Source organism: Christiangramia marina, from assembly GCF_048285865.1.
Taxonomy (GTDB): Bacteria; Bacteroidota; Bacteroidia; order Flavobacteriales; family Flavobacteriaceae; genus Christiangramia; species Christiangramia marina.
Genome location: NZ_JBLVTK010000003.1, coordinates 471,554 through 489,569, shown reverse-complemented (window position 1 = coordinate 489,569; position 18,016 = coordinate 471,554). Strand labels below are relative to the sequence as shown.

Sequence of the window (18,016 nt, the reverse complement as noted above, 5' to 3'; positions counted from 1 at the left end):
CCGCCATCTTTGACTTCAACTTTATTATTGGGATCCTCCATCATTCTTTCAACTTCAGATTTCTCTTCTTCTGTATCCTGCTCATCTCTACAAGACACTAAAGCCAGAGATAATAGCAATACAAGGACAATATTTTTGGTGATAATTTTCATTTTTCTTTTAACTTAAATTGGCAACAAATGTATTCAATCCACTTATTCAGAATGAATTAATAATCAAAATTTAGCATTTATTTAAACAGACCCTTGCTGAATTCTTTCTTAGACAAACTCGCTTCATCTGAAAATTGTAACAATTTGATCACCGGTGTATTAAACACTTCGATCTCACTTTTTCCTGAAGCAGTTAAATTCAAAGTGTCGCTAACGTTTACTTTTGATGATGAACCTCCCTGTGCCAGCACTTCAGCTTTAAAGCTGCTAAAATTCTCACCATCGAATTTGGAAGACTGGTCTGCTCTTAAATTGAAAATTTGAGTTTCACCGTCTATTCTGGCAGATGCTTTTTCGTAAATATCTATCTCAACATCAGGAGCATTCAAGAGCGCCTCAACCTTTGAAGACTGATTTAGCTGACAAACAATTTCCTGGGCGGTAACATTCAGTTCAGCTTCTGCATCATCCTTGTGAATAAAATTGAATTTACTGGCCGTAAGTGTTAAAAATGCTTTGGCGTCATTTCCTGTTTCAAGCTTGAAATCATTTACGTAAAGATCCTGGAGAGACTCGAGTTCCACGTCACCACCTATAAGTATACTTTTTAAGGTATCAGAAAAAGTAATTCTTAACTCCTGTTTCTTGGTGCGGGAAAGTTTTTTGATGGGCTTAATATAAAGTGTTCCGTCAAGAACTTCAGTCATAATGAGATCATGAATATTATCATCGGCTTCTATCTCGATCATGAATCTTCTTCCCTTTAAAATTCCGACTTCAAACTCTCCCTTGATCTGGATAGAGTGAAATTTTTCGAGATCATATTGTTCGGTTTTTACGTTTCGGCTACCTTTTACCTTGTCCTGGGCATTGCAACTACATAAAACGATTAATAGTATTAATGGAAGTTTCTTTATCATGATATTTTTAGGTTTTCCTATTAGATCTTTCAGATTTGACCCTTCAGATACTTTTTTGCAAAAGATAGGACTTATTATTACAAAGCCCGTAAAGCAGAGAGAAAAATCACCGTTACAGGCGTATCGGGCAGCACATATTATTGAACTCAGGTATTTCTTAGCGGAAGAATTTTCAAAAGATATAAATAAAAAAGCCTCCACATGGGAGGCTTTAAATCTTCAACTATCCAGAATCTTCTGGTAATTTTCCAGCTTCTGAAATATTTCAGTACTGTTGAGTGGTTCTTCAATGTTCACAGTTTCTTTGTTTACGGGCTGAATGTATAATATCAATCCAACAAAAAAGCTAATGACGAGGTTGATTAGTGAGCTCATACTAGTTCTGTATTTGTACTCCGTTACTATCTATTCTTACACGGTCGCCATCCTTATCCTGGATCTCCACGCCGTTATCGTTCAGTCTAATATTAACTTCTTCACTATTAACGTCTACTCTTGCATTAAAGTCATCTGAAGTATCATAATCGTCTTCCCAGGTATCTTCGCTATCCCAGTCACCACTGTCGTCATCCCATACATCTTCTACAGGACAATCTTCACAGCTGGTGCCACCGTCGATGATCTTCAGAAAATGCTCTTCTTCGCCATTATGCAAAATATCTTCGTAAGAATCGGTATTTCGGTGAAAGGTAGAAGTATTATCATCAGCATATAGAGTGGTGCCTTCAGGCAGATATAAAGTGATTTGCACTTCCTGATCTCTGTAACCAGACTTTGCATCTGTTACAAAATAACTATCCAGCAAAAGTTCATTTCCAACCAGGCTGCGACCGTAACGTATGGCCTTGGCTCGATTCCTGGCTTCGTTGTAGTTTTTACCTTCAGCCGACTTTAATATCTCCATTTTTCCTACGGAATCTCTGGTAGATCGAACGATAAGCCTGATGTCATTTCCAACGATCATTTTGGTGTCTTCTTCATATACAATTCTGAAATCTGATGATCTTCTGGTTCTGTTACTCATTTCAGGATTATGCTTCATACGCAGGTAGATAGTATCTGCTGAAGTCACCTTTAAAGTTTCTGTTGTGGCAACCTCACCATCAAAAGCACGATTGGTCGCCTGGCTAATACCAATTACTGATAGTCCAATGATCGAGATTAACCAGACTCCGAGTAATGTCAATAGGGCAATTCTACCTACAGATCTCAAGTTTTTTACCAGTATCTTCAATCCAAGAACGAACAGGAAGAAGAATGGGATCCCAACTGCGAAAAATACAAGCAGTGAGGTTAGCCATATAGGAGCGCCACTATTCACCACATCTATATATTCAGTCCACGGTGCATCAACGATCCCGAATGTTCCAACTGCAAATAAACCTACGAATAGTGCAATAAGAGTGGAACCGGCGAAAAGGATTAGGATGATCCCGATAAATTTCACAAATAGTTTCAGACAGAACTTGATAATATTCCCTAACGTGGTTGCTGCAGAGGTTGCTCCAGCAGACGCTCTTTTCCCGAACTTATCATAGTCAACATTTTTTATACTGTCTGAAACATCATGAAAACCCTCACGAATCTTCTTTTCGATGTTACTAACCGTTACTTCTTCACCGCGCATGGCAAGTTTATCTGCCGTAGTTTTTGCTTCCGGAACAAAGATCCAGAACGCGATGTAGATCAATAGAAAACCACCACTGGAAAAGATCGTAAGCAATACCCAAAGCAATCTTACCCAGATCGCATCGATTGCCAGGTAATGACCAAGTCCTGAGGACACACCACCTACGAATCCATTTTCAGTATCACGGTATAATTGTTTTCCACGAGTTCTTGCAGACCTGTGCGTGGTCGTTGGTTCATCTTCGAAGATTTCCTCATCGACCATATAATCTTCAGGTTGCCCCATGATCGTGATAACTTCTTCTACTTCTTTAATGCTGATAACCTGCCTGTCATTCTTCACTTTCTCATTGAACAATTCAGCAATACGAGCTTCGATATCTGAGATGATCTCATCACGACCCTGCGTATTTGAAAACGAATGCCTTATAGTCTCCAAATATCGTTGAAGTCTGGCATAAGCATCCTCATCTATGTGAAAGAAAACGCCGGCAAGATTTATGTTAACTGTCTTATTCATGATTGTTCTTTTTTTGAGTGGTTACGATGTTAACGGCAGTTTGCAATTCATTCCAGGTACCCGTTAATTCCCTGAGAAATATTTTTCCTGTTTCGGTAAGTCCGTAATACTTACGTGGCGGTCCGCTTGTTGATTCTTCCCAACGATAATTAAGAAGTCCCGCATTTTTTAACCTGGTTAATAAAGGATAGATCGTACCCTCAACTACCAGTAGTTTTGCGTCTTTTAATGTGTCCAGAATTTCTGCCACATAGGCATCTTCGTCTCTTAAAACCGAGAGAATGCAATATTCCAATACACCCTTACGCATCTGGGCTTTGGTATTTTCAATCTTCATAGTGTTTGTTTTTGGGTGTCATTAAACTGTTCATTTTTTGATTGATGATTTTGATGGTTTGTTTCTTTCGGTTTATCCGAACTTAAAAAATTGATGGTTAGCGGGTAGCAATACTCTTTTCCTTCGTTTGCTGAAAGACTTGCAGAGATGACTGCAAAGATCTCCAGAACAAACAGGCCAAGTAATAATATTCCCAGAATACCCATGATGATGATAAAAGGTAATGCTTCTGAAAACTGGTTGACTTCAAAGGAATCATTGGTCATTAATGGTTCTACTAAATTGAATTTTAAAGCAAAGTACAAGAAAGTAGCACCTCCAATAGCTACCAGTAATACCGTATACAGAAAAGTGCTGATTTGAAAATTCAAAGCATTTCTTCCATGACGATCCACAAATGCATCTTCTTTCTGGCTTAACCAGAGTAACATGGGGAAAATGAAATTACCCAGTGGTATAAAATACTTCGTAAATACCGATAGATGGAGTACGGTAGTTAGAGTACGGTTTTTATGAGCGTTAGTGTCCTGCATGATTAGAGATTTAAAACTATTAAAGAATGATCGTGCTGAAAACGTACACGTAGATGGCGAAAATGGTAACATAGATCTTGATTCTATCTGCTAATGTTCCGGGTAAAACGCTGGTGACTGACTGTCTTTTGATTGATCTTTTCATGATGTTTTTGATTTTTGATGATTTTATACCTATTAGGTTCTATTGCAAATATATATCTAAAAGAAGGTATTATGCAAAGCAAAGTACTAAAAGTTAACAATTATTTAAGAATTACGGTCTCATTGTTATTTCATATTTTTATGAAAATTTGATAATAAATTCTGCTCATGAAGCTAAATCCCTCTAAACTGAATTCTTTTCTAATGCTTAAACTTCCAAGTGCTTGGTTGTGTGGTGTTAGAGTTAAACATATAGATGAAACCGAATGTGCTGTTGGTGTTACCCATCGATGGATCAATCAAAATCCTTTTAATTCCATGTATTTTGCTGTGCAGGCAATGGCTGCAGAGCTTAGTACGGGAGCTCTTGTTATGGGAAAGATCCAAGATTCCGGTAAAAAAATCTCCATGCTGGTGGCACAGAACAAGTCGGTTTTCTCGAAGAAGGCCACTGGAAAAATAAGATTCACCTGTCACGATGGACAGAAAGTGAAGGAGGCCATTGAACGAACGATTGCTACCGGAGAAGGACAAACCATGTGGATGAAAGCAATTGGACTTAATGAGGAGGGCGTTGAAGTATCGGTTTTTGAATTTGAATGGACTGTTAAACTTAAACAAAGAAAGTAACACTGCTCTCAAAAGTGATACTCATCATATACAACAAACATCAATCAAAATTTAATCATTATGAATGCACATGAAATAGATTACCAGATTTTCGGAGAAGAAATGCAATATGTAGAACTTGAACTTGATCCAAGGGAAGCGGTAATTGCCGAGGCCGGAAACTTTATGATGATGGACGATGGTATACGAATGGATACCATATTTGGGGACGGTTCCAAACAGAACGAAGGTTTCCTTGGAAAAGTCCTTGGAGCTGGCAAGAGATTACTTACCGGCGAAAGTTTGTTTATGACCATCTTTTCCAACGAAATCCAGGGAAAGAAACGTATAAGCTTTGCCTCACCTTATCCTGGCAAGATCATTCCTATAGACCTCACTCAATTTAATGGAAAATTCATTTGCCAGAAAGACGCTTTCCTATGCGCAGCAAAAGGTGTGGCTATTGGTATAGAATTCAGTAAAAAGCTTGGTCGCGGATTTTTTGGAGGTGAAGGTTTTATCATGCAGAAAATCGAAGGAGATGGAATGGCATTTGTTCATTCTGGTGGGACCATGGCCAGAAAAGAATTGGGTCCTGGTGAGAAGTTAAAGGTCGATACCGGTTGTATCATAGGTTTTACCCAAACCATAGATTATGATATAGAATTTGTAGGTGGAATTAAAAATACCATATTTGGAGGGGAAGGATTATTTTTCGCTTCGCTTACTGGTCCGGGTACGGTTTACATACAGTCATTACCTTTTAGCAGGCTCGCCAATCGAGTGTTGCAGGCAGCGCCGCAAATGGGTGGAAAGGATAAAGGAGAAGGTAGTTTACTTGGAGGAATTGGTGATGTCTTAAGCGGCGATAATAGGTTTTAATTTGTTAAAAAATTAACAAAAACTCATACACTGTTCTTAAAATAGCTATATTGTTCTAACCAAAAATCTAAACGCTTATAGTACATCTCTACATTTATTTTTAACCTAATCTTAAACTTAAATACTTCAAAATATGGCGAGAGCGATGTTTGAATACACCAAGACGATACTTGATAAAGTAAGTTTTGATCCAAGCTTGTTCTGTAGAGAAGTTAAGAAAGCGATCGATAGATTGCTTCCACACGAGATAGAAGAGTTACGACTCTGGATTCTTGCACTAACCAAACAGAACCCTGAATTAAATCAATGTTTAATTTATTTGAACACTTAAATAAAAAGCGGCTGTTAGCCGCTTTTTTTTAATTCTTCTGAAAATCCTTTTTATGATTTAAAGGACTTATGATCTTTACATTCTGGTAGGTAATTGCACCTTTTACCACGCTGGCTATAGTACTGCGCAGTGCTTCAATGATCTGCATTTTTAATTCACTACGATTATAAATTAAACTCACTTCCCGGGCAGGAACAGGATCGTTGAACATTTTTAAGTTCTTTTTTTCAGAATCTTTAAGTTCCAATGTGTGCAGGTAGGGAAGTAGCGTCATCCCGAGACCTTCATTGGCCAGTTTGATAAGTGTTTCGAAACTACCACTTTCCAGTTGTAGCTGATCGCCATCGTATTCCCGGTTTGCCTTGCAAAGATTGATGATACCATCTTTAAAACAATGACCATCTTCCAGCAGTAATATCTTATTGATATCAAGACTATCTATATCTATCTTATCATTGGTATGCAAGTCCATTTCCTTCGGAATATAGGGGACAAAGGGCTCATAATAAAGCACATTCTCCTTGATTCCTTCAATTTGAAGTGGAGTAGCAGCGATTGCCGCATCCAGATGTCCTTCCTTTAGTTTTTCTATGATCGCTTCAGTATGTAGCTCTTCTATTTTCAATTTTACCTTCGGAAACTTCTTCATAAAATTACCTATGAACATAGGTAGCAATGTTGGCATGATCGTAGGGATCACTCCCAATCTGAATATTCCGCCAATAAATCCTTTTTGCTGATCTACGATATCTTTGATCCGGTCGCTCTCGTTCACAATATTACGAGCCTGTTGAACGATCTTCTGTCCAACCTCTGTAAGCTGAATCGGTTTTTTGGTTCGGTCAAAAATAGTAATGTCCAGTTCTTCTTCCAGCTTCTGGATCTGCATGCTCAGCGTTGGCTGAGTAACGAAAACTTTCTGAGCGGCCTTAGTAAAATTCTTATGTTCAGCAACTGCTAATACATAATGCAACTGGGTAATTGTCATATGAATAGATTTGAACTACAAAGGTATAAGAATTTCCTATTTCAGATAGGCTTTAACTTTGTTTTATCTATGCAAAAAACCCACCAATTGGTGGGTTTTGAGACGTTTCGATGAGATCTTAGAACCTCAGGCTTAATTTTTTTGTGGAATTATCCAGCTTGAATTTGGTATCACTCCACATTGGCGGTCCCATGAATTTGCTCTCTCCGCTGGTAGCATAACTTTCCGTAGGCATTCCATTGGTTTCGAAATCCATTCTACCATTGCTATTTTCGTCGTGCATCACGACCAGCGCGTAATCTCCTTCTGGCAGATCTTCAAATTTTACCATTGCTTTCCCGTCTTTGATAGTAGATTTTTGAGAAAATGAAGGTTCTCTCATAAAGTTTTCCTCCTTGTAAAGTGCGAATAGCACTTCACCATTGTCGTTTGTGACATTTGGGATGGTTACTTCAAGTTCGTGAGTAGTTGCAGTCTGTGCATTTAATAGACTACCAATAAATAATGCGAGTAATAATAATACAGTTTTCATAAGGATTGGTTTTAATTACATTTCAAATGTAGATCATAACCTCCTTGTATATAAGTATTTATATCTGAACTGTCGAATATTGATGCTGAACCGTTTATATGAGTCCGCGAGCTTTTACTTCCAGGTATTTATTGATCGTATTGATACTTAAATCCTTTGGCGGAGTAAGAATGGTCTGTATGCCAAATTTTTCCAGCTCCTTGACCATCATGAGCTTGTCATGTTGAAAAGACTCAGCGATCGTCTGGTGTGCCATGGTAGAAATATCCTTTTCTGCAGATTGTTCGGTAAGTCTGCTAATTTCAGTGTTTTCGAAGAATATGACTACCAGTAAATGTTTTTTACTGATCGCTTTTAAATAGGGTAGCTGCCTTTGCAATGCACTCATATGTTCGAAATTGGTGTACAACATTATAAGACTTCGATGGGTAATACTTTTTTGAACCCGGGAGTATAGCATGCTAAAATCACTGTCCAGATATCCTGTATCTACACGATATAAGGACTCCATGACCTGTTGCAGCTGGCTTAGTCTCGAGCTGGCTTTCAGAATCCCATGCACTTTATTACTAAAACTCAGCAAGCCAATCTTATCTTTTTTGCGGAGTGCAATATTGGAAAACGCTAGGGAACTATTAATAGCATAATCCAGTAATGATAAACCTTCGAAAGGCATTTTCATGACCCTTCCCGTATCAATGATGCTATAAACCGGTTGAGAGCGCTCATCCTGGAATTGATTAACCATTAAAGCGTTTTGCTTTGCTGTTGCTTTCCAGTTGATTGTTCTTACATCATCGCCACGAACATATTCTTTGATCTGTTCGAATTCAATCGTGTGTCCAATCCGCCTGATACGTTTCATTCCCTGCAAATTGATCTTTTGATCCAATGCGAGAAAATCCAGTTTTTTCATTTGAACGAAAGACGGATAGACTTTTACAGACTGCTCTTTGCCAGTAATATATCTTCTTCTTACAAGTCCCAGCTTGCTAGAAATATAAATATTCAGGTTACCGAAAATGTATTCTCCTCGTTCCAGCGGGATCAATTGATATTCCAATTTTTCTTCGTGACGGGAGCCGAGCTTTTTACTTTTTAAAAAATCTCTTTTCTGAAACTGCAGTGGTACTTCATCAATCACTTCAGCTGTAACCGGAAACCTATAGTTATTCCGAAGTTTCAGAATTACCTGATTAGGATCTGAATTGGAAAATTTCTCAGGAAGTATGCGTTCTGCTATCACTGCTTCTCCAGAATATAAGGCGATCATGTCCAGTAAAGTCGCTACTGCCAGTATCATGCTGATGATCCAGGTAATACTGTAAAGCCAATCCACCCAGAACGAGATCAGGAATAAGATAGCGATTCCTATCAGGCAATAGAAGAATAGTTCTTTGAAATATAGACTTTTCAGAAACTTCAGCACTATCGAGGAATTTCTACAGATTGAGTGATCATATTTACGACGTCTTCAGCTTTCATTCCTTCCATTTCTCTATCTGGAGAAAGTATAAGCCTGTGACTTAATACAGGTTTCAGGACGTTCTTAATATCTTCAGGAATTACAAAATCTCTACCATTGATGGCGGCGTATGCTTTAGAAGCGTTCATGATCGCTATGGAAGCTCTAGGACTTGCGCCAAGATATAGATGAGAATGATTTCTCGTTTTCATCACAAGTTCTGCGATATAATTCATCAATTTATCCTCTAGTACGATCTCATGAATCTGGGAGCGTAAATTAGCGATCTCATTGGGATCGAGAACCGGTGAAATTTCAGCTTCCGGCAAATTACCTTTTCTGAGATGGTGACCCTTTAAAATTTCGATCTCTTCTTCCAGTTTTGGGTAACTTACCTTGATCTTAAATAAAAATCTATCCAGTTGAGCTTCGGGCAGGGCATAGGTTCCCTCTTGTTCTATAGGATTTTGTGTGGCCAGCACCATAAAAGGTGGTTGCATAGGATACAAATTACCATCAATGGTAACCTGCCTTTCTTCCATTACTTCGAACAAAGCCGACTGTGTTTTTGCCGGAGCCCTGTTAATCTCATCAATCAGAATTACGTTCGAAAAAATAGGACCTTTTTTAAATTCAAATTCTGAAGTTTTTACATTGAAGATGGAAGTTCCCAAAACGTCACTGGGCATGAGATCTGGCGTAAATTGAATTCTACTAAAGTCGGTTTTGAGGCTTTTTGCAAATAATTTCGCAGTAACCGTCTTGGCGACTCCGGGAACACCTTCAATAAGCACATGTCCATTTGCAAGTAAGCCAACGATCAAAAGTTCTACGAAATTTTCCTGTCCTACGATCACTTTCGCCAGCTGTGATTTAAGCTTATCCACAGAAGATTTCAGGCCTTCCAGTGGAATCCTGTTTTCAAACTTTAATTCGTCTTCCGGCTTATGTTGTTCCTGATTTTCCATCGGTAAATTTGTAATGATTAATATAAGTACTTAGCTCCAGAAACTCTTGTTTTGTGCTATTCTTATTCTTTTGAAATGATTCTATTTTTTTGAAAAGATCGTTGGTTGCTTCCAGTGAATTTGAGCTTTTGGCAGCCAGATCCTGTTTAAATTCAGCATCTATTTTTGAAGTTTCCAGGCGATATTCCCGGCGTATAAATTCGAGAAATAACGCGATCTTTTTATCTCCCAGTTCCTGAAATCGATTTTGTTCCAGGTATAAACTCGAGATGATTCCGGTATACTCATAAGATCGGTTCTTTGGTGGATCTATGACCGGAATTGCTCGTTGCTTTCTTTTGCCTTCAAAGACTATAAACAGGACGATGCAAAATAGCACAGCATAATAAGCCCATTTTAAAGATCTGTTATTCAGTAGAATATATAACGAAGAACTGTAGAAAGATTTACCAGATTTATAATATGCATCCCAGTACACTTTTCCAGCTGGGATATAAGCCAGAAGATTAGCGGTATATTTATAATTATCCTCCTTCAGCATGAAGTAATTACTAAAAACCTGCGGTGCTGTATGTAAGAAAATCGCTCCTTCTCCAAAGTCTGCTCTTATAAAATTGACCTTGGGCAACAGTTTGTCTTTGCGGGTAAATCCTAATGCTTGATGGTTTAAGGTATCAATTTCAGTAAAAAAAGATTTCGTTACCTGTTTATCGAATAAGGCATCATGCTTCAGTTTTATCCTTGGATTATAAAAGTTTAAATCCTGAGCTTCAGTAAAACCATCTACATCAATTTCAGAACCTGTTTCGATCTTTAAAGTGTCCTTCAGATTCTGACTATAGTCATGTGCTGAAATAAATACGGTATTTCCTTCAGCAACCCAGTTCAGCAAATGATCCAGCTCATCATCATCAAAACCAACACCTTTATTAAAAAAGAAATAGGTGCCTTTGGCCTCTTCAGAATTTAAAAATTCGTAAGGCGGGATTTTGAGCATTTCCAGGCTATCCCCCGAAGTTCGTTTCCAGCTTTCATAAAAAATCTTCGAGCCAAGCGGAATTTCATCAAAATGTGTATAACTTGGATTCCAGTTGATCTCCTCTTTTACCGATGTTTCCAGCCAGGTTAGTACAATGACCACTAGTACGAAAAGTGCGATCGCAAACTTGTAGGTTCTATGCATTTTTGACCGGTTTTAATTCATTTTCGATCTTGCTGAATCCATTTGCGGCAATTTTATAATCTGCGGAAGAAACCTTGAAGTTACCATACCAGATAAACTCATAGAACTTAGTGACCTCTGCAAATAACTGTTGTAATCGCTCTTCTGGGATCTCCTGTAAGTATTCCTTATTGGTCTTCTGAAATTCGTACTGAATAACATCATTTTCATCCAGCAATTTTAAACTTCGCAAATATTGATAACGCACAGCAAACCTGTAGTTTTCTTCTGAAACAGCTCTATTAATTAGACTGCTTAGATCTTCATTTTTTACCAGTTCCTCTTCCTCGCTAAGAATGACTTTACTTTTTCCGGGTTCTGCCAGGATCTTAGCACCTGGATTAAGCCGGGTAAATAACCAGACAATCAAAGCCAGAACGGCGAAAATAATTACGTACGGGAAGATCCTTATAAAAAATGCCAGGATTCCGTTCGCATCATAACTTCCAAAAAGCCAGTTTATAAACTGATTATATTTAAGGTTCAACCATTTTTTAAATCGAACCCACCAGCTATCTTCCTCTGTACTCTCAATATAATTATATTCATCCTGCTTTTTATATTCTTCAATTTCAGTAGCATCGAATTCAACCGGAACAAGATCTTCAGACTTTTCCACCTGAATATCTCTCTTGAATATTGAATCCTCTTGAGCGCGTAACTCCTGAGTAAGACTCAGAAGAATAAAAAAATACAGCAGGTATAACTTCAAACTATCGGTTGTTTCCCAGGTTTTGAATTGTTTCGTAAGTACCGGTAAAATTTTTCTTTTCGTTAAGATGAAAGTATACAAAGGCAACCCCAATTACGGTCATACTATAAATGATATATTGTATTGCTGAAGAGATCGCGTTAATGATCACATACCCAGTTCCAAACATATCCTGAGGTTTTGCTGCAGAAGATTCTGAAGCTACCGTAAAAGCGCGAATGAATATATAAATAAGTGCAGGCAGCTGGAAGATGAGTCCGATAACATAAATCAGCAGGTATATACAAAGAAGCGTGGCGAAGGTCATCCACCAGTTGTCCTTGACCAGCTGAAAACTTTCAGAAATACTATCGGTTACTCCATTTCTTCGGAAGACCAGGATCGCAGTAACCAGCGACAATGGAACAAATACATATATCCCAGGAATCACAAAGAACATGAACGCGGCGAATGTTATAATTCCTGTAAGTATAGATAATAGCAGGATCTTTCCGAAGTCCTGTTTCAGGCCATCTTTGACCTCCTCATCTTTTATCTGTCCGTCGTTATTTATATATGACAGGATCATATGGTTCATAGTCCCGGTCATAGAGGTGAAATAGGCAAGGTAAGCGATCATTAGCAGTGCCAGCGCAATGATCACGTTGGAAGCATCCAGGTTTTCATTGGTAAACAGGCTACTCCCCAGTGTAGTGTAGGTGTAAAAAGTAATTGCAGCAACCAGTAGAATGAATGAGGGGCCTACAAGTTTAAAGAATAATCGCAGTCCGGTTTTATAATTCTCTCTAATAAATTTAAAAGTAACACTCAGGATCTCTCCAAGTTCTCGCTGTCGTTTAAAAATGATGTGGTTGTTATGCATTTCTGGTTTTGTTAGATAATAGGATTGGGTAAATAACGTAGTAGAATAGGATTAGTAGTAATGATAAGCTTATGATAATGATGGCAAGCCAATCTGGCATTTGAGTCATCCTGGTCACAAATCCCTCCAGGAATCCAGCTATGATGAAAAACGGAACTGTACTAATTACAATTTTGAGTCCGTCCTTGATTCCCATGGTGAATGATTTCAGCCGGCTGTAAGTTCCCGGGAAAAGTATACTTTTTCCAACGACCAGGCCAGCGCAGCCAGCTACAATAATAACCGAAATTTCTATCGTACCATGGATCCAGATCGTTCTGGCAGATTCCCAGAGCAAACCCTTTTCATAAAAGAAATATTGAAAACTACCAAGCATAACTCCGTTTTGCATCAACACGAAAACAGTTCCAATCCCGGCGAGTACTCCTAGTGAAAAGGCTGTAAGAGCGACCCTAATATTATTGATGGTGATCCCCAGGAACATATTTGTTTCTGAAGCCTGTTTATAAACAGCCATAGGGTCTTTGTTCGCAATATTTTCAAGCGTCATGTTCACATAAGCATCGCCTAGAATAGATCTTAAAAAAGAACCATCTGTAGCCGCACTATAAGCTCCAACCAGGCTAAAACCTGCAAATATTAGAAAACTCCATAACAGTTGCTTTTGGTGCTTATGAAATTCCCTCGGGAATTCTTTAGTAAAGAACGTTACGAACCTGCTTTTAGATTCTTTTTTCGCTCTATAGATCTTCTGGTGGGCAGTAGTTGCTAGTCCGTTTAGGTATTGAACGGTATTCGAGCCAGGATAAAAGGTTGAAGCGTAACTCAGGTCATCGCTTAGTTCTACGTAAAGATTGGATAGTTGATCTGGATTCAGCGATTTATATTTCTGAAGCAGACTTTCATACTTGACCCATTTATCTTTATTTTGCCTTACAAAAGCTGCCTCGCGCATTCTTAAATTTAATTGAACCAAAGTAACATATTTAATGGATAATTTTCAAATCGAAACTGCCCAAAATATCAATATTCATCACAATATTGCGGGAGTGGGAGAGAGGATCCTTGCTTTTTTTATCGATCTCGCTATTATCGTGATCTACATGATCCTTTCTGGTCTGATCATCGCAGGGGCGACCAATGGAGCAGGGGACCAGTGGATGTATTATACAGTTCTTGGGCTTCCCACCATGTTGTATTATTTGCTATGGGAAACTTTCTGGAACGGGCAAACTCCAGGAAAGGCAATCCTGGATATTCGCGTGGTACGTAAGGATGGTAGTCGGCCAACATTTTCTAATTATCTAACCCGTTGGTTACTTCGATTGATCGATATTTCGGCGAGTAGTGGTGCTGTTGCGGTAGTAACAATCCTTTTTACTGGCAAAGGCCAGCGACTTGGAGATCTTGCAGCGGGTACAACGGTTATTACTGAAAAAAAGAAATTTGGTATAGAGCATACGCTCGGTGCTAGTTTTTCTGAAGATTATACTCCTAAATATCCGCAGGTGACGGTGCTATCAGATCAAGATGTGCAGGAAATAAAGAATTTATACCAGACTGCTAAAGCTGAAGGGCATCACCATATCATCCTGAACCTTAGTCAAAAAGTAGCTGAATTACTGGATGTGAAATTTGAAGAAAGACCTATGGAATTTCTGGATAGAGTGGTGACCGATTATAATTATTACACTAGCCAGTAATTAGTTCAGTACTTCTATATCCATTTCAACATTATCGACAGGCCATTCAGATTCTCCAGTTTCAACCTGGGCTATCTTTTCAGCTATCTTCATACCTCTCATTACACGACCAAAAACCGTATGATCATTGTTTAGATGCGGAGTTCCATTTTTATCCATAACAATAAAAAATTCAAAAGGAGAAGAGGCTTTACTAACGTTCTGCTCGGCATACTTTGCAGCAGAGAATGCTCCGTAACTATGTTGATGTCCTGCTTCGTACTCACTGGGGATCAAATAGCTTCCCACATCACCACGATTATCTGCAGTGATCTGGTTGTCTGCATTACCACCCTGTATCACGAAACCCGGTGCAACCCTATGGAAAAATGTATTATCAAAATAGTCATTCTTGGCAAGCATGATGAAATTTGCCCGGTGTAGCGGAGTATCCCGATATAACTCAACGTCTATATCCCCGAATTTTGTTTTGATCCTGATTCTGGTTTCAGGATGCTCATTACCGTACTTGCGTAAGACTGGCATCAGTTCTTCCTGGGCGATAGGATACATGTCATCTTTCTCAAATTCGGTTTTGGTATTTGCTTTTTTAATTTCTGCTTTACGGATCTTCAAAATACTATCTCTGGCCTGCTGCGTAGAGTCTTTTTTTCTTTGAAGCTCAAGCTCTTCTGCAGTAGGTTTAGCCGACTTTTCTGAGGAACTTTGCTTATCTTCACAACTTGCGAAAAAGAGAACTGAAAAAATTGTTAGTAAAAGATACTTTCTAAACATGGAATTCAAAGATTTTAAAAACAGGATTTCAAAGTTAAAAAAAATGCCGTTGCCGGGAGAGAATGCGCATCGAAAACTGGCTCCAATGATGAGAATAAAGGAATTGGAGGAGCTGGAGATGGAGCAGCTAAATCCTCAGGAAGCTGGAGTCATGGCTTTATTCTATCCAGACCTGCAGCAAAAAACCCGGATGGTATTGATACTTAGAAGAACCTATAAGGGAGTGCACTCTAATCAAGTAGGATTTCCAGGTGGTCGGGTAGAACCAGAAGACAGGAATATGGAACATACCGCTCTACGAGAAACTGAAGAAGAGGTAGGAGTACCACAAAATTCAGTAGAAGTGATCGCAAAACTTTCCAGATTGTATATTCCACCATCTAATTTCTGGGTTTATCCATTTATAGGTGTGCTGGATCATACTCCAGAACTTATTCCGCAGGAATCTGAAGTGGAAGAGATTATGGAAGTGCTTCTAAGTGATTTTTTGGATGACGATAATCTGGTAAATGAAACGCTTAGCACATCTTACGCTACTGAAATTGAGGTGCCAGCTTATAAACTAAATAATAAAATAGTCTGGGGCGCCACGGGAATGATGCTGGCTGAAGTTCGGGAAATGCTGCTCAGGATTTAATTTGAGAGATATTACTATATTTGCCCGGTTTGTTAAGGAAATCTAAAAATTTCAATAGGATAAAATAAGTAGCATGGGAGTGTTTAAGAAAAATCCGTTTGGACATTATCAGTTCTTGAAAAAGTGGCTTATTCGCATTTTTGGTGTTTTAACTCACAGACGCTATCGTGGATATAATGAATTGCAGATAGAAGGCTCTGAGATCATCAAGAATCTACCAGATACCAACGTACTTTTTGTTTCCAATCATCAAACATATTTTGCTGATGTTACGGCAATGTTCCATGTCTTCAATGCAAGTTTGAGCGGGCGGGTAGATAGTATTAAAAATGTGGGCTATATCTGGCAACCAAAACTAAATATCTACTATGTAGCTGCTAAGGAAACGATGAAAGCCGGACTTTTAACCAGGATCATGGCTTATGCCGGAGCGATCACTGTAGAACGAACCTGGAGAGCAAAAGGGCAGGAGGTAAAAAGAGATGTCAATCCCAATGACACTCAAAACATTGGTACGGCGCTCAATGATGGATGGGTGATCACATTTCCGCAGGGAACGACGAAACCTTTTAAACCTATACGTAAAGGAACGGCTCATATCATTAAGAATCATAAACCTATCGTGATCCCGATTGTGATCGATGGCTTCCGAAGATCATTTGATAAAAAAGGACTTAGAATCAAAAAACGTGGGATACTGCAAACATTTCAGATCAAGGAACCTCTGGAATTTGATTATGAGAATGACAGTATTGAAGAGATTGTAAAGAAACTGGAATATGCGATTGAACAACATCCTTCATTCCTGAAAGTAATTCCTTCCGAAGAAATCCAGGCCATGGAAGACCTGAACGAACAGAGACGTTTTGGATATTAATAAAAAAAGCCGGAATCAATTCCGGCTTTTTCATTTACATTTCTAACTTTTTCAATTCCTTGTAATTTCGGTGTAATCTTCGAAGCAGGATTCCGTACACCAGTGTGTAGATCAACCAGATAACACCCAGTATTACCGCTAGGGCAAGCAAAGTTCCTCCAATGAATAATAACCATTGCTTCCAGTCAAATGACATGTCTGAAGTTACCGTTTCCGCGGTTAAAACATGGTTTCTCAATATAAAAATCATGGAAAATATAAACACAAACGCACTCGATATTAGTATGAAGCCTATGTAATACTTTACTGTTTTTCTTACTTTTAATATGGTTTTCATCAAAACTGCAGCGCTATCTGTAGCATTAATAGCTTTATAATTCCTATAAAACTTGTAAATGAAATAAAATGTAATGAGGTATGAGATCACATAGGTGATGATAAGAAATAATGTAAGGTTATATTCTTCCATTTTTGCCCAGTATTCATCATCAGCAATGAAAATATTCAATACCGCTCCAAGTCCAAACTCGATAATACTAATAAAGAATATCCACTTCACGATAGAAGAAGAACGCTTCCAGATAAGTTTATATATGTCGTCGTAAGACAGCTGGGGAATAGATTTCTCCTGCTTCTTCCAATCCTTTTTTAATAGATCTAAATTATCCATAGGCTATTAAGGATTTATAATGTTTTGTAATTTCGTTTTTACTCTATTCATTTTTACACGTGCATTAACTTCAGTGATCCCCAGAGTTTCAGAGATCTCGGCATAATTTTTATCTTCAAGATATAGAAAGACCAGTGCCTTGTCGATATCGTTCAACTGTTTGATCGCATCATACATTAGTTTCAAATGTTGTTCCGCAGTATCATCATAAGCTTCCGTTTTTATTTTAAAGTGTACACTATCATAATCCTGGGTTCGTATACTTTTCTTTTTCTTTCGATAAAGCGTTATGGCCGTATTCAAAGCGACCCTGTACATCCAGGTACTAAACTTTGAATCTCCCCGAAATTTGGGGTAAGCTTTCCATAATTGTATGGTAATTTCCTGAAACAGATCATTATGCGATTCCTGATCATTGGTGTAGATACGGCAGATTTTATGTGCAATGTTCTGGTTTTGCTCCAGGTTTGTTACAAACTGATGTTCTAGGTCTTTGTTCACGAATCTTCTTGGTTAGCACTAATAGGTAGGTAAAATACCTGTAGCGTT

At 38.4% G+C, this 18,016-nt stretch carries 23 protein-coding genes; 6 read left to right on the top strand and 17 right to left on the bottom strand.

Annotated elements, in window-relative coordinates; translation table 11 throughout:
• Window positions 1-229: 229 nt before the first annotated feature.
• The 6 genes from ACNKXS_RS13055 to ACNKXS_RS13030 all read right to left on the bottom strand — a co-directional run bounded on the left by ACNKXS_RS13055 (window position 230) and on the right by ACNKXS_RS13030 (window position 4,236).
• Window positions 230-1,072: a GIN domain-containing protein gene (locus tag ACNKXS_RS13055; protein WP_417921220.1), complete on the bottom strand. Its 843-nt coding sequence runs from the start codon at window positions 1,070-1,072 to the stop codon at window positions 230-232.
• 219 nt (window positions 1,073-1,291) lie between these two features.
• A complete protein-coding gene (locus tag ACNKXS_RS13050; RefSeq protein WP_298247681.1) occupies window positions 1,292-1,447 on the bottom strand; it encodes a hypothetical protein in 156 nt (51 codons plus the stop codon).
• Window position 1,448: 1 nt separating this feature from the next.
• A complete protein-coding gene (locus tag ACNKXS_RS13045) occupies window positions 1,449-3,221 on the bottom strand; it encodes a PspC domain-containing protein (protein ID WP_417921219.1) in 1,773 nt (590 codons plus the stop codon).
• Window positions 3,214-3,558 (bottom strand): PadR family transcriptional regulator, encoded by a 345-nt coding sequence (locus ACNKXS_RS13040; protein ID WP_026915958.1) that lies wholly within the window; start codon window positions 3,556-3,558, stop codon window positions 3,214-3,216. Before ACNKXS_RS13040 ends, ACNKXS_RS13045 begins: the two co-directional genes overlap by 8 nt.
• Window positions 3,555-4,091 carry a DUF4870 domain-containing protein gene (locus ACNKXS_RS13035; RefSeq protein ID WP_417921218.1) on the bottom strand — a complete coding sequence of 179 codons (537 nt, stop codon included), beginning with the start codon at window positions 4,089-4,091 and terminating at the stop codon, window positions 3,555-3,557. Before ACNKXS_RS13035 ends, ACNKXS_RS13040 begins: the two co-directional genes overlap by 4 nt.
• Window positions 4,092-4,110: 19 nt before the next feature.
• Window positions 4,111-4,236 carry a hypothetical protein gene (locus ACNKXS_RS13030; protein WP_417921217.1) on the bottom strand — a complete coding sequence of 42 codons (126 nt, stop codon included), beginning with the start codon at window positions 4,234-4,236 and terminating at the stop codon, window positions 4,111-4,113.
• 167 nt (window positions 4,237-4,403) lie between these two features.
• Between ACNKXS_RS13030 and ACNKXS_RS13025 the strand changes: the two genes are divergently transcribed.
• The 3 genes from ACNKXS_RS13025 to ACNKXS_RS13015 all read left to right on the top strand — a co-directional run bounded on the left by ACNKXS_RS13025 (window position 4,404) and on the right by ACNKXS_RS13015 (window position 6,057).
• Window positions 4,404-4,865: a DUF4442 domain-containing protein gene (locus ACNKXS_RS13025; RefSeq protein ID WP_141877979.1), complete on the top strand. Its 462-nt coding sequence runs from the start codon at window positions 4,404-4,406 to the stop codon at window positions 4,863-4,865.
• 60 nt (window positions 4,866-4,925) lie between these two features.
• Window positions 4,926-5,726, top strand: a complete 801-nt coding sequence (locus tag ACNKXS_RS13020) for a TIGR00266 family protein (RefSeq protein WP_417921216.1) — start codon at window positions 4,926-4,928, stop codon at window positions 5,724-5,726.
• Between the two features lie 133 nt (window positions 5,727-5,859).
• The gene (locus tag ACNKXS_RS13015; protein WP_299154828.1) at window positions 5,860-6,057 is read left to right on the top strand and encodes a hypothetical protein; all 198 of its coding nucleotides are present in this window, start codon (window positions 5,860-5,862) and stop codon (window positions 6,055-6,057) included.
• 28 nt (window positions 6,058-6,085) lie between these two features.
• On the opposite strand, the gene ACNKXS_RS13010 is transcribed toward ACNKXS_RS13015, so the two are convergent.
• The 8 genes from ACNKXS_RS13010 to ACNKXS_RS12975 form a co-directional block, all read right to left on the bottom strand.
• The gene (locus ACNKXS_RS13010; protein WP_417921215.1) at window positions 6,086-7,045 is read right to left on the bottom strand and encodes a LysR substrate-binding domain-containing protein; all 960 of its coding nucleotides are present in this window, start codon (window positions 7,043-7,045) and stop codon (window positions 6,086-6,088) included.
• Between the two features lie 118 nt (window positions 7,046-7,163).
• Window positions 7,164-7,577, bottom strand: a complete 414-nt coding sequence (locus ACNKXS_RS13005; protein WP_417921214.1) for a DUF2141 domain-containing protein — start codon at window positions 7,575-7,577, stop codon at window positions 7,164-7,166.
• Window positions 7,578-7,671: 94 nt separating this feature from the next.
• Complete coding sequence (locus ACNKXS_RS13000; protein ID WP_417921213.1) at window positions 7,672-9,006, bottom strand: DUF58 domain-containing protein; 1,335 nt, start codon at window positions 9,004-9,006, stop codon at window positions 7,672-7,674.
• Window positions 9,006-10,010, bottom strand: coding sequence for an AAA family ATPase (locus ACNKXS_RS12995; RefSeq protein WP_417921212.1), 1,005 nt, complete (start codon window positions 10,008-10,010; stop codon window positions 9,006-9,008). The genes ACNKXS_RS13000 and ACNKXS_RS12995 overlap by 1 nt, the downstream gene beginning before the upstream one ends.
• Window positions 9,988-11,193 (bottom strand): DUF4350 domain-containing protein, encoded by a 1,206-nt coding sequence (locus ACNKXS_RS12990; RefSeq protein ID WP_417921211.1) that lies wholly within the window; start codon window positions 11,191-11,193, stop codon window positions 9,988-9,990. The genes ACNKXS_RS12995 and ACNKXS_RS12990 overlap by 23 nt, the downstream gene beginning before the upstream one ends.
• Entirely contained in the window at window positions 11,186-11,944 is a 759-nt protein-coding gene (locus ACNKXS_RS12985; protein WP_417921210.1) for a DUF4129 domain-containing protein, read from the bottom strand. Before ACNKXS_RS12985 ends, ACNKXS_RS12990 begins: the two co-directional genes overlap by 8 nt.
• A gap of 1 nt (window position 11,945) precedes the next feature.
• A complete protein-coding gene (locus tag ACNKXS_RS12980; RefSeq protein ID WP_417921209.1) occupies window positions 11,946-12,806 on the bottom strand; it encodes a DUF7847 domain-containing protein in 861 nt (286 codons plus the stop codon).
• The gene (locus ACNKXS_RS12975) at window positions 12,799-13,761 is read right to left on the bottom strand and encodes a stage II sporulation protein M (protein ID WP_417921208.1); all 963 of its coding nucleotides are present in this window, start codon (window positions 13,759-13,761) and stop codon (window positions 12,799-12,801) included. Before ACNKXS_RS12975 ends, ACNKXS_RS12980 begins: the two co-directional genes overlap by 8 nt.
• A 34-nt stretch (window positions 13,762-13,795) precedes the next feature.
• Here ACNKXS_RS12975 and ACNKXS_RS12970 point away from each other — a divergent pair, with 34 nt between their 5' ends.
• Window positions 13,796-14,509: an RDD family protein gene (locus ACNKXS_RS12970; RefSeq protein WP_417921207.1), complete on the top strand. Its 714-nt coding sequence runs from the start codon at window positions 13,796-13,798 to the stop codon at window positions 14,507-14,509.
• Here ACNKXS_RS12970 and ACNKXS_RS12965 read toward each other — a convergent pair whose 3' ends face one another.
• Window positions 14,510-15,283 (bottom strand): peptidylprolyl isomerase, encoded by a 774-nt coding sequence (locus ACNKXS_RS12965; protein WP_417921206.1) that lies wholly within the window; start codon window positions 15,281-15,283, stop codon window positions 14,510-14,512.
• Between ACNKXS_RS12965 and ACNKXS_RS12960 the strand changes: the two genes are divergently transcribed.
• Window positions 15,282-15,920: an NUDIX hydrolase gene (locus ACNKXS_RS12960; protein ID WP_417921205.1), complete on the top strand. Its 639-nt coding sequence runs from the start codon at window positions 15,282-15,284 to the stop codon at window positions 15,918-15,920. The two genes, ACNKXS_RS12965 and ACNKXS_RS12960, sit on opposite strands and share 2 nt — an antisense overlap.
• 73 nt (window positions 15,921-15,993) lie before the next feature.
• Entirely contained in the window at window positions 15,994-16,797 is an 804-nt protein-coding gene (locus tag ACNKXS_RS12955) for a lysophospholipid acyltransferase family protein (protein WP_417921204.1), read from the top strand.
• A gap of 34 nt (window positions 16,798-16,831) precedes the next feature.
• On the opposite strand, the gene ACNKXS_RS12950 is transcribed toward ACNKXS_RS12955, so the two are convergent.
• Together ACNKXS_RS12950 and ACNKXS_RS12945 are read right to left on the bottom strand one after the other, a co-directional pair.
• Window positions 16,832-17,467: a hypothetical protein gene (locus ACNKXS_RS12950; protein ID WP_417921203.1), complete on the bottom strand. Its 636-nt coding sequence runs from the start codon at window positions 17,465-17,467 to the stop codon at window positions 16,832-16,834.
• A gap of 6 nt (window positions 17,468-17,473) precedes the next feature.
• Window positions 17,474-17,968, bottom strand: a complete 495-nt coding sequence (locus ACNKXS_RS12945; RefSeq protein WP_141877963.1) for an RNA polymerase sigma factor — start codon at window positions 17,966-17,968, stop codon at window positions 17,474-17,476.
• Window positions 17,969-18,016 lie beyond the last annotated feature (48 nt).

What these genes read in the sequence shown, in the direction of transcription:
- ACNKXS_RS12980 (WP_417921209.1), bottom strand. Translation starts at nt 12,806, where the DNA reads ATGCATAACAACCACATCATTTTTAAACGACAGCGAGAACTTGGAGAG.
- ACNKXS_RS12990 (WP_417921211.1), bottom strand. Translation starts at nt 11,193, where the DNA reads ATGCATAGAACCTACAAGTTTGCGATCGCACTTTTCGTACTAGTGGTC.
- ACNKXS_RS12970 (WP_417921207.1), top strand. Translation starts at nt 13,796, where the DNA reads ATGGATAATTTTCAAATCGAAACTGCCCAAAATATCAATATTCATCAC.
- ACNKXS_RS13035 (WP_417921218.1), bottom strand. Translation starts at nt 4,091, where the DNA reads ATGCAGGACACTAACGCTCATAAAAACCGTACTCTAACTACCGTACTC.
- ACNKXS_RS12950 (WP_417921203.1), bottom strand. Translation starts at nt 17,467, where the DNA reads ATGGATAATTTAGATCTATTAAAAAAGGATTGGAAGAAGCAGGAGAAA.
- ACNKXS_RS13020 (WP_417921216.1), top strand. Translation starts at nt 4,926, where the DNA reads ATGAATGCACATGAAATAGATTACCAGATTTTCGGAGAAGAAATGCAA.
- ACNKXS_RS13055 (WP_417921220.1), bottom strand. Translation starts at nt 1,072, where the DNA reads ATGATAAAGAAACTTCCATTAATACTATTAATCGTTTTATGTAGTTGC.
- ACNKXS_RS12960 (WP_417921205.1), top strand. Translation starts at nt 15,282, where the DNA reads ATGGAATTCAAAGATTTTAAAAACAGGATTTCAAAGTTAAAAAAAATG.
- ACNKXS_RS12975 (WP_417921208.1), bottom strand. Translation starts at nt 13,761, where the DNA reads ATGCGCGAGGCAGCTTTTGTAAGGCAAAATAAAGATAAATGGGTCAAG.
- ACNKXS_RS12955 (WP_417921204.1), top strand. Translation starts at nt 15,994, where the DNA reads ATGGGAGTGTTTAAGAAAAATCCGTTTGGACATTATCAGTTCTTGAAA.
- ACNKXS_RS13025 (WP_141877979.1), top strand. Translation starts at nt 4,404, where the DNA reads ATGAAGCTAAATCCCTCTAAACTGAATTCTTTTCTAATGCTTAAACTT.
- ACNKXS_RS13045 (WP_417921219.1), bottom strand. Translation starts at nt 3,221, where the DNA reads ATGAATAAGACAGTTAACATAAATCTTGCCGGCGTTTTCTTTCACATA.
- ACNKXS_RS13050 (WP_298247681.1), bottom strand. Translation starts at nt 1,447, where the DNA reads ATGAGCTCACTAATCAACCTCGTCATTAGCTTTTTTGTTGGATTGATA.
- ACNKXS_RS12965 (WP_417921206.1), bottom strand. Translation starts at nt 15,283, where the DNA reads ATGTTTAGAAAGTATCTTTTACTAACAATTTTTTCAGTTCTCTTTTTC.
- ACNKXS_RS12995 (WP_417921212.1), bottom strand. Translation starts at nt 10,010, where the DNA reads ATGGAAAATCAGGAACAACATAAGCCGGAAGACGAATTAAAGTTTGAA.
- ACNKXS_RS13010 (WP_417921215.1), bottom strand. Translation starts at nt 7,045, where the DNA reads ATGACAATTACCCAGTTGCATTATGTATTAGCAGTTGCTGAACATAAG.
- ACNKXS_RS13005 (WP_417921214.1), bottom strand. Translation starts at nt 7,577, where the DNA reads ATGAAAACTGTATTATTATTACTCGCATTATTTATTGGTAGTCTATTA.
- ACNKXS_RS13015 (WP_299154828.1), top strand. Translation starts at nt 5,860, where the DNA reads ATGGCGAGAGCGATGTTTGAATACACCAAGACGATACTTGATAAAGTA.
- ACNKXS_RS13030 (WP_417921217.1), bottom strand. Translation starts at nt 4,236, where the DNA reads ATGAAAAGATCAATCAAAAGACAGTCAGTCACCAGCGTTTTACCCGGA.
- ACNKXS_RS13040 (WP_026915958.1), bottom strand. Translation starts at nt 3,558, where the DNA reads ATGAAGATTGAAAATACCAAAGCCCAGATGCGTAAGGGTGTATTGGAA.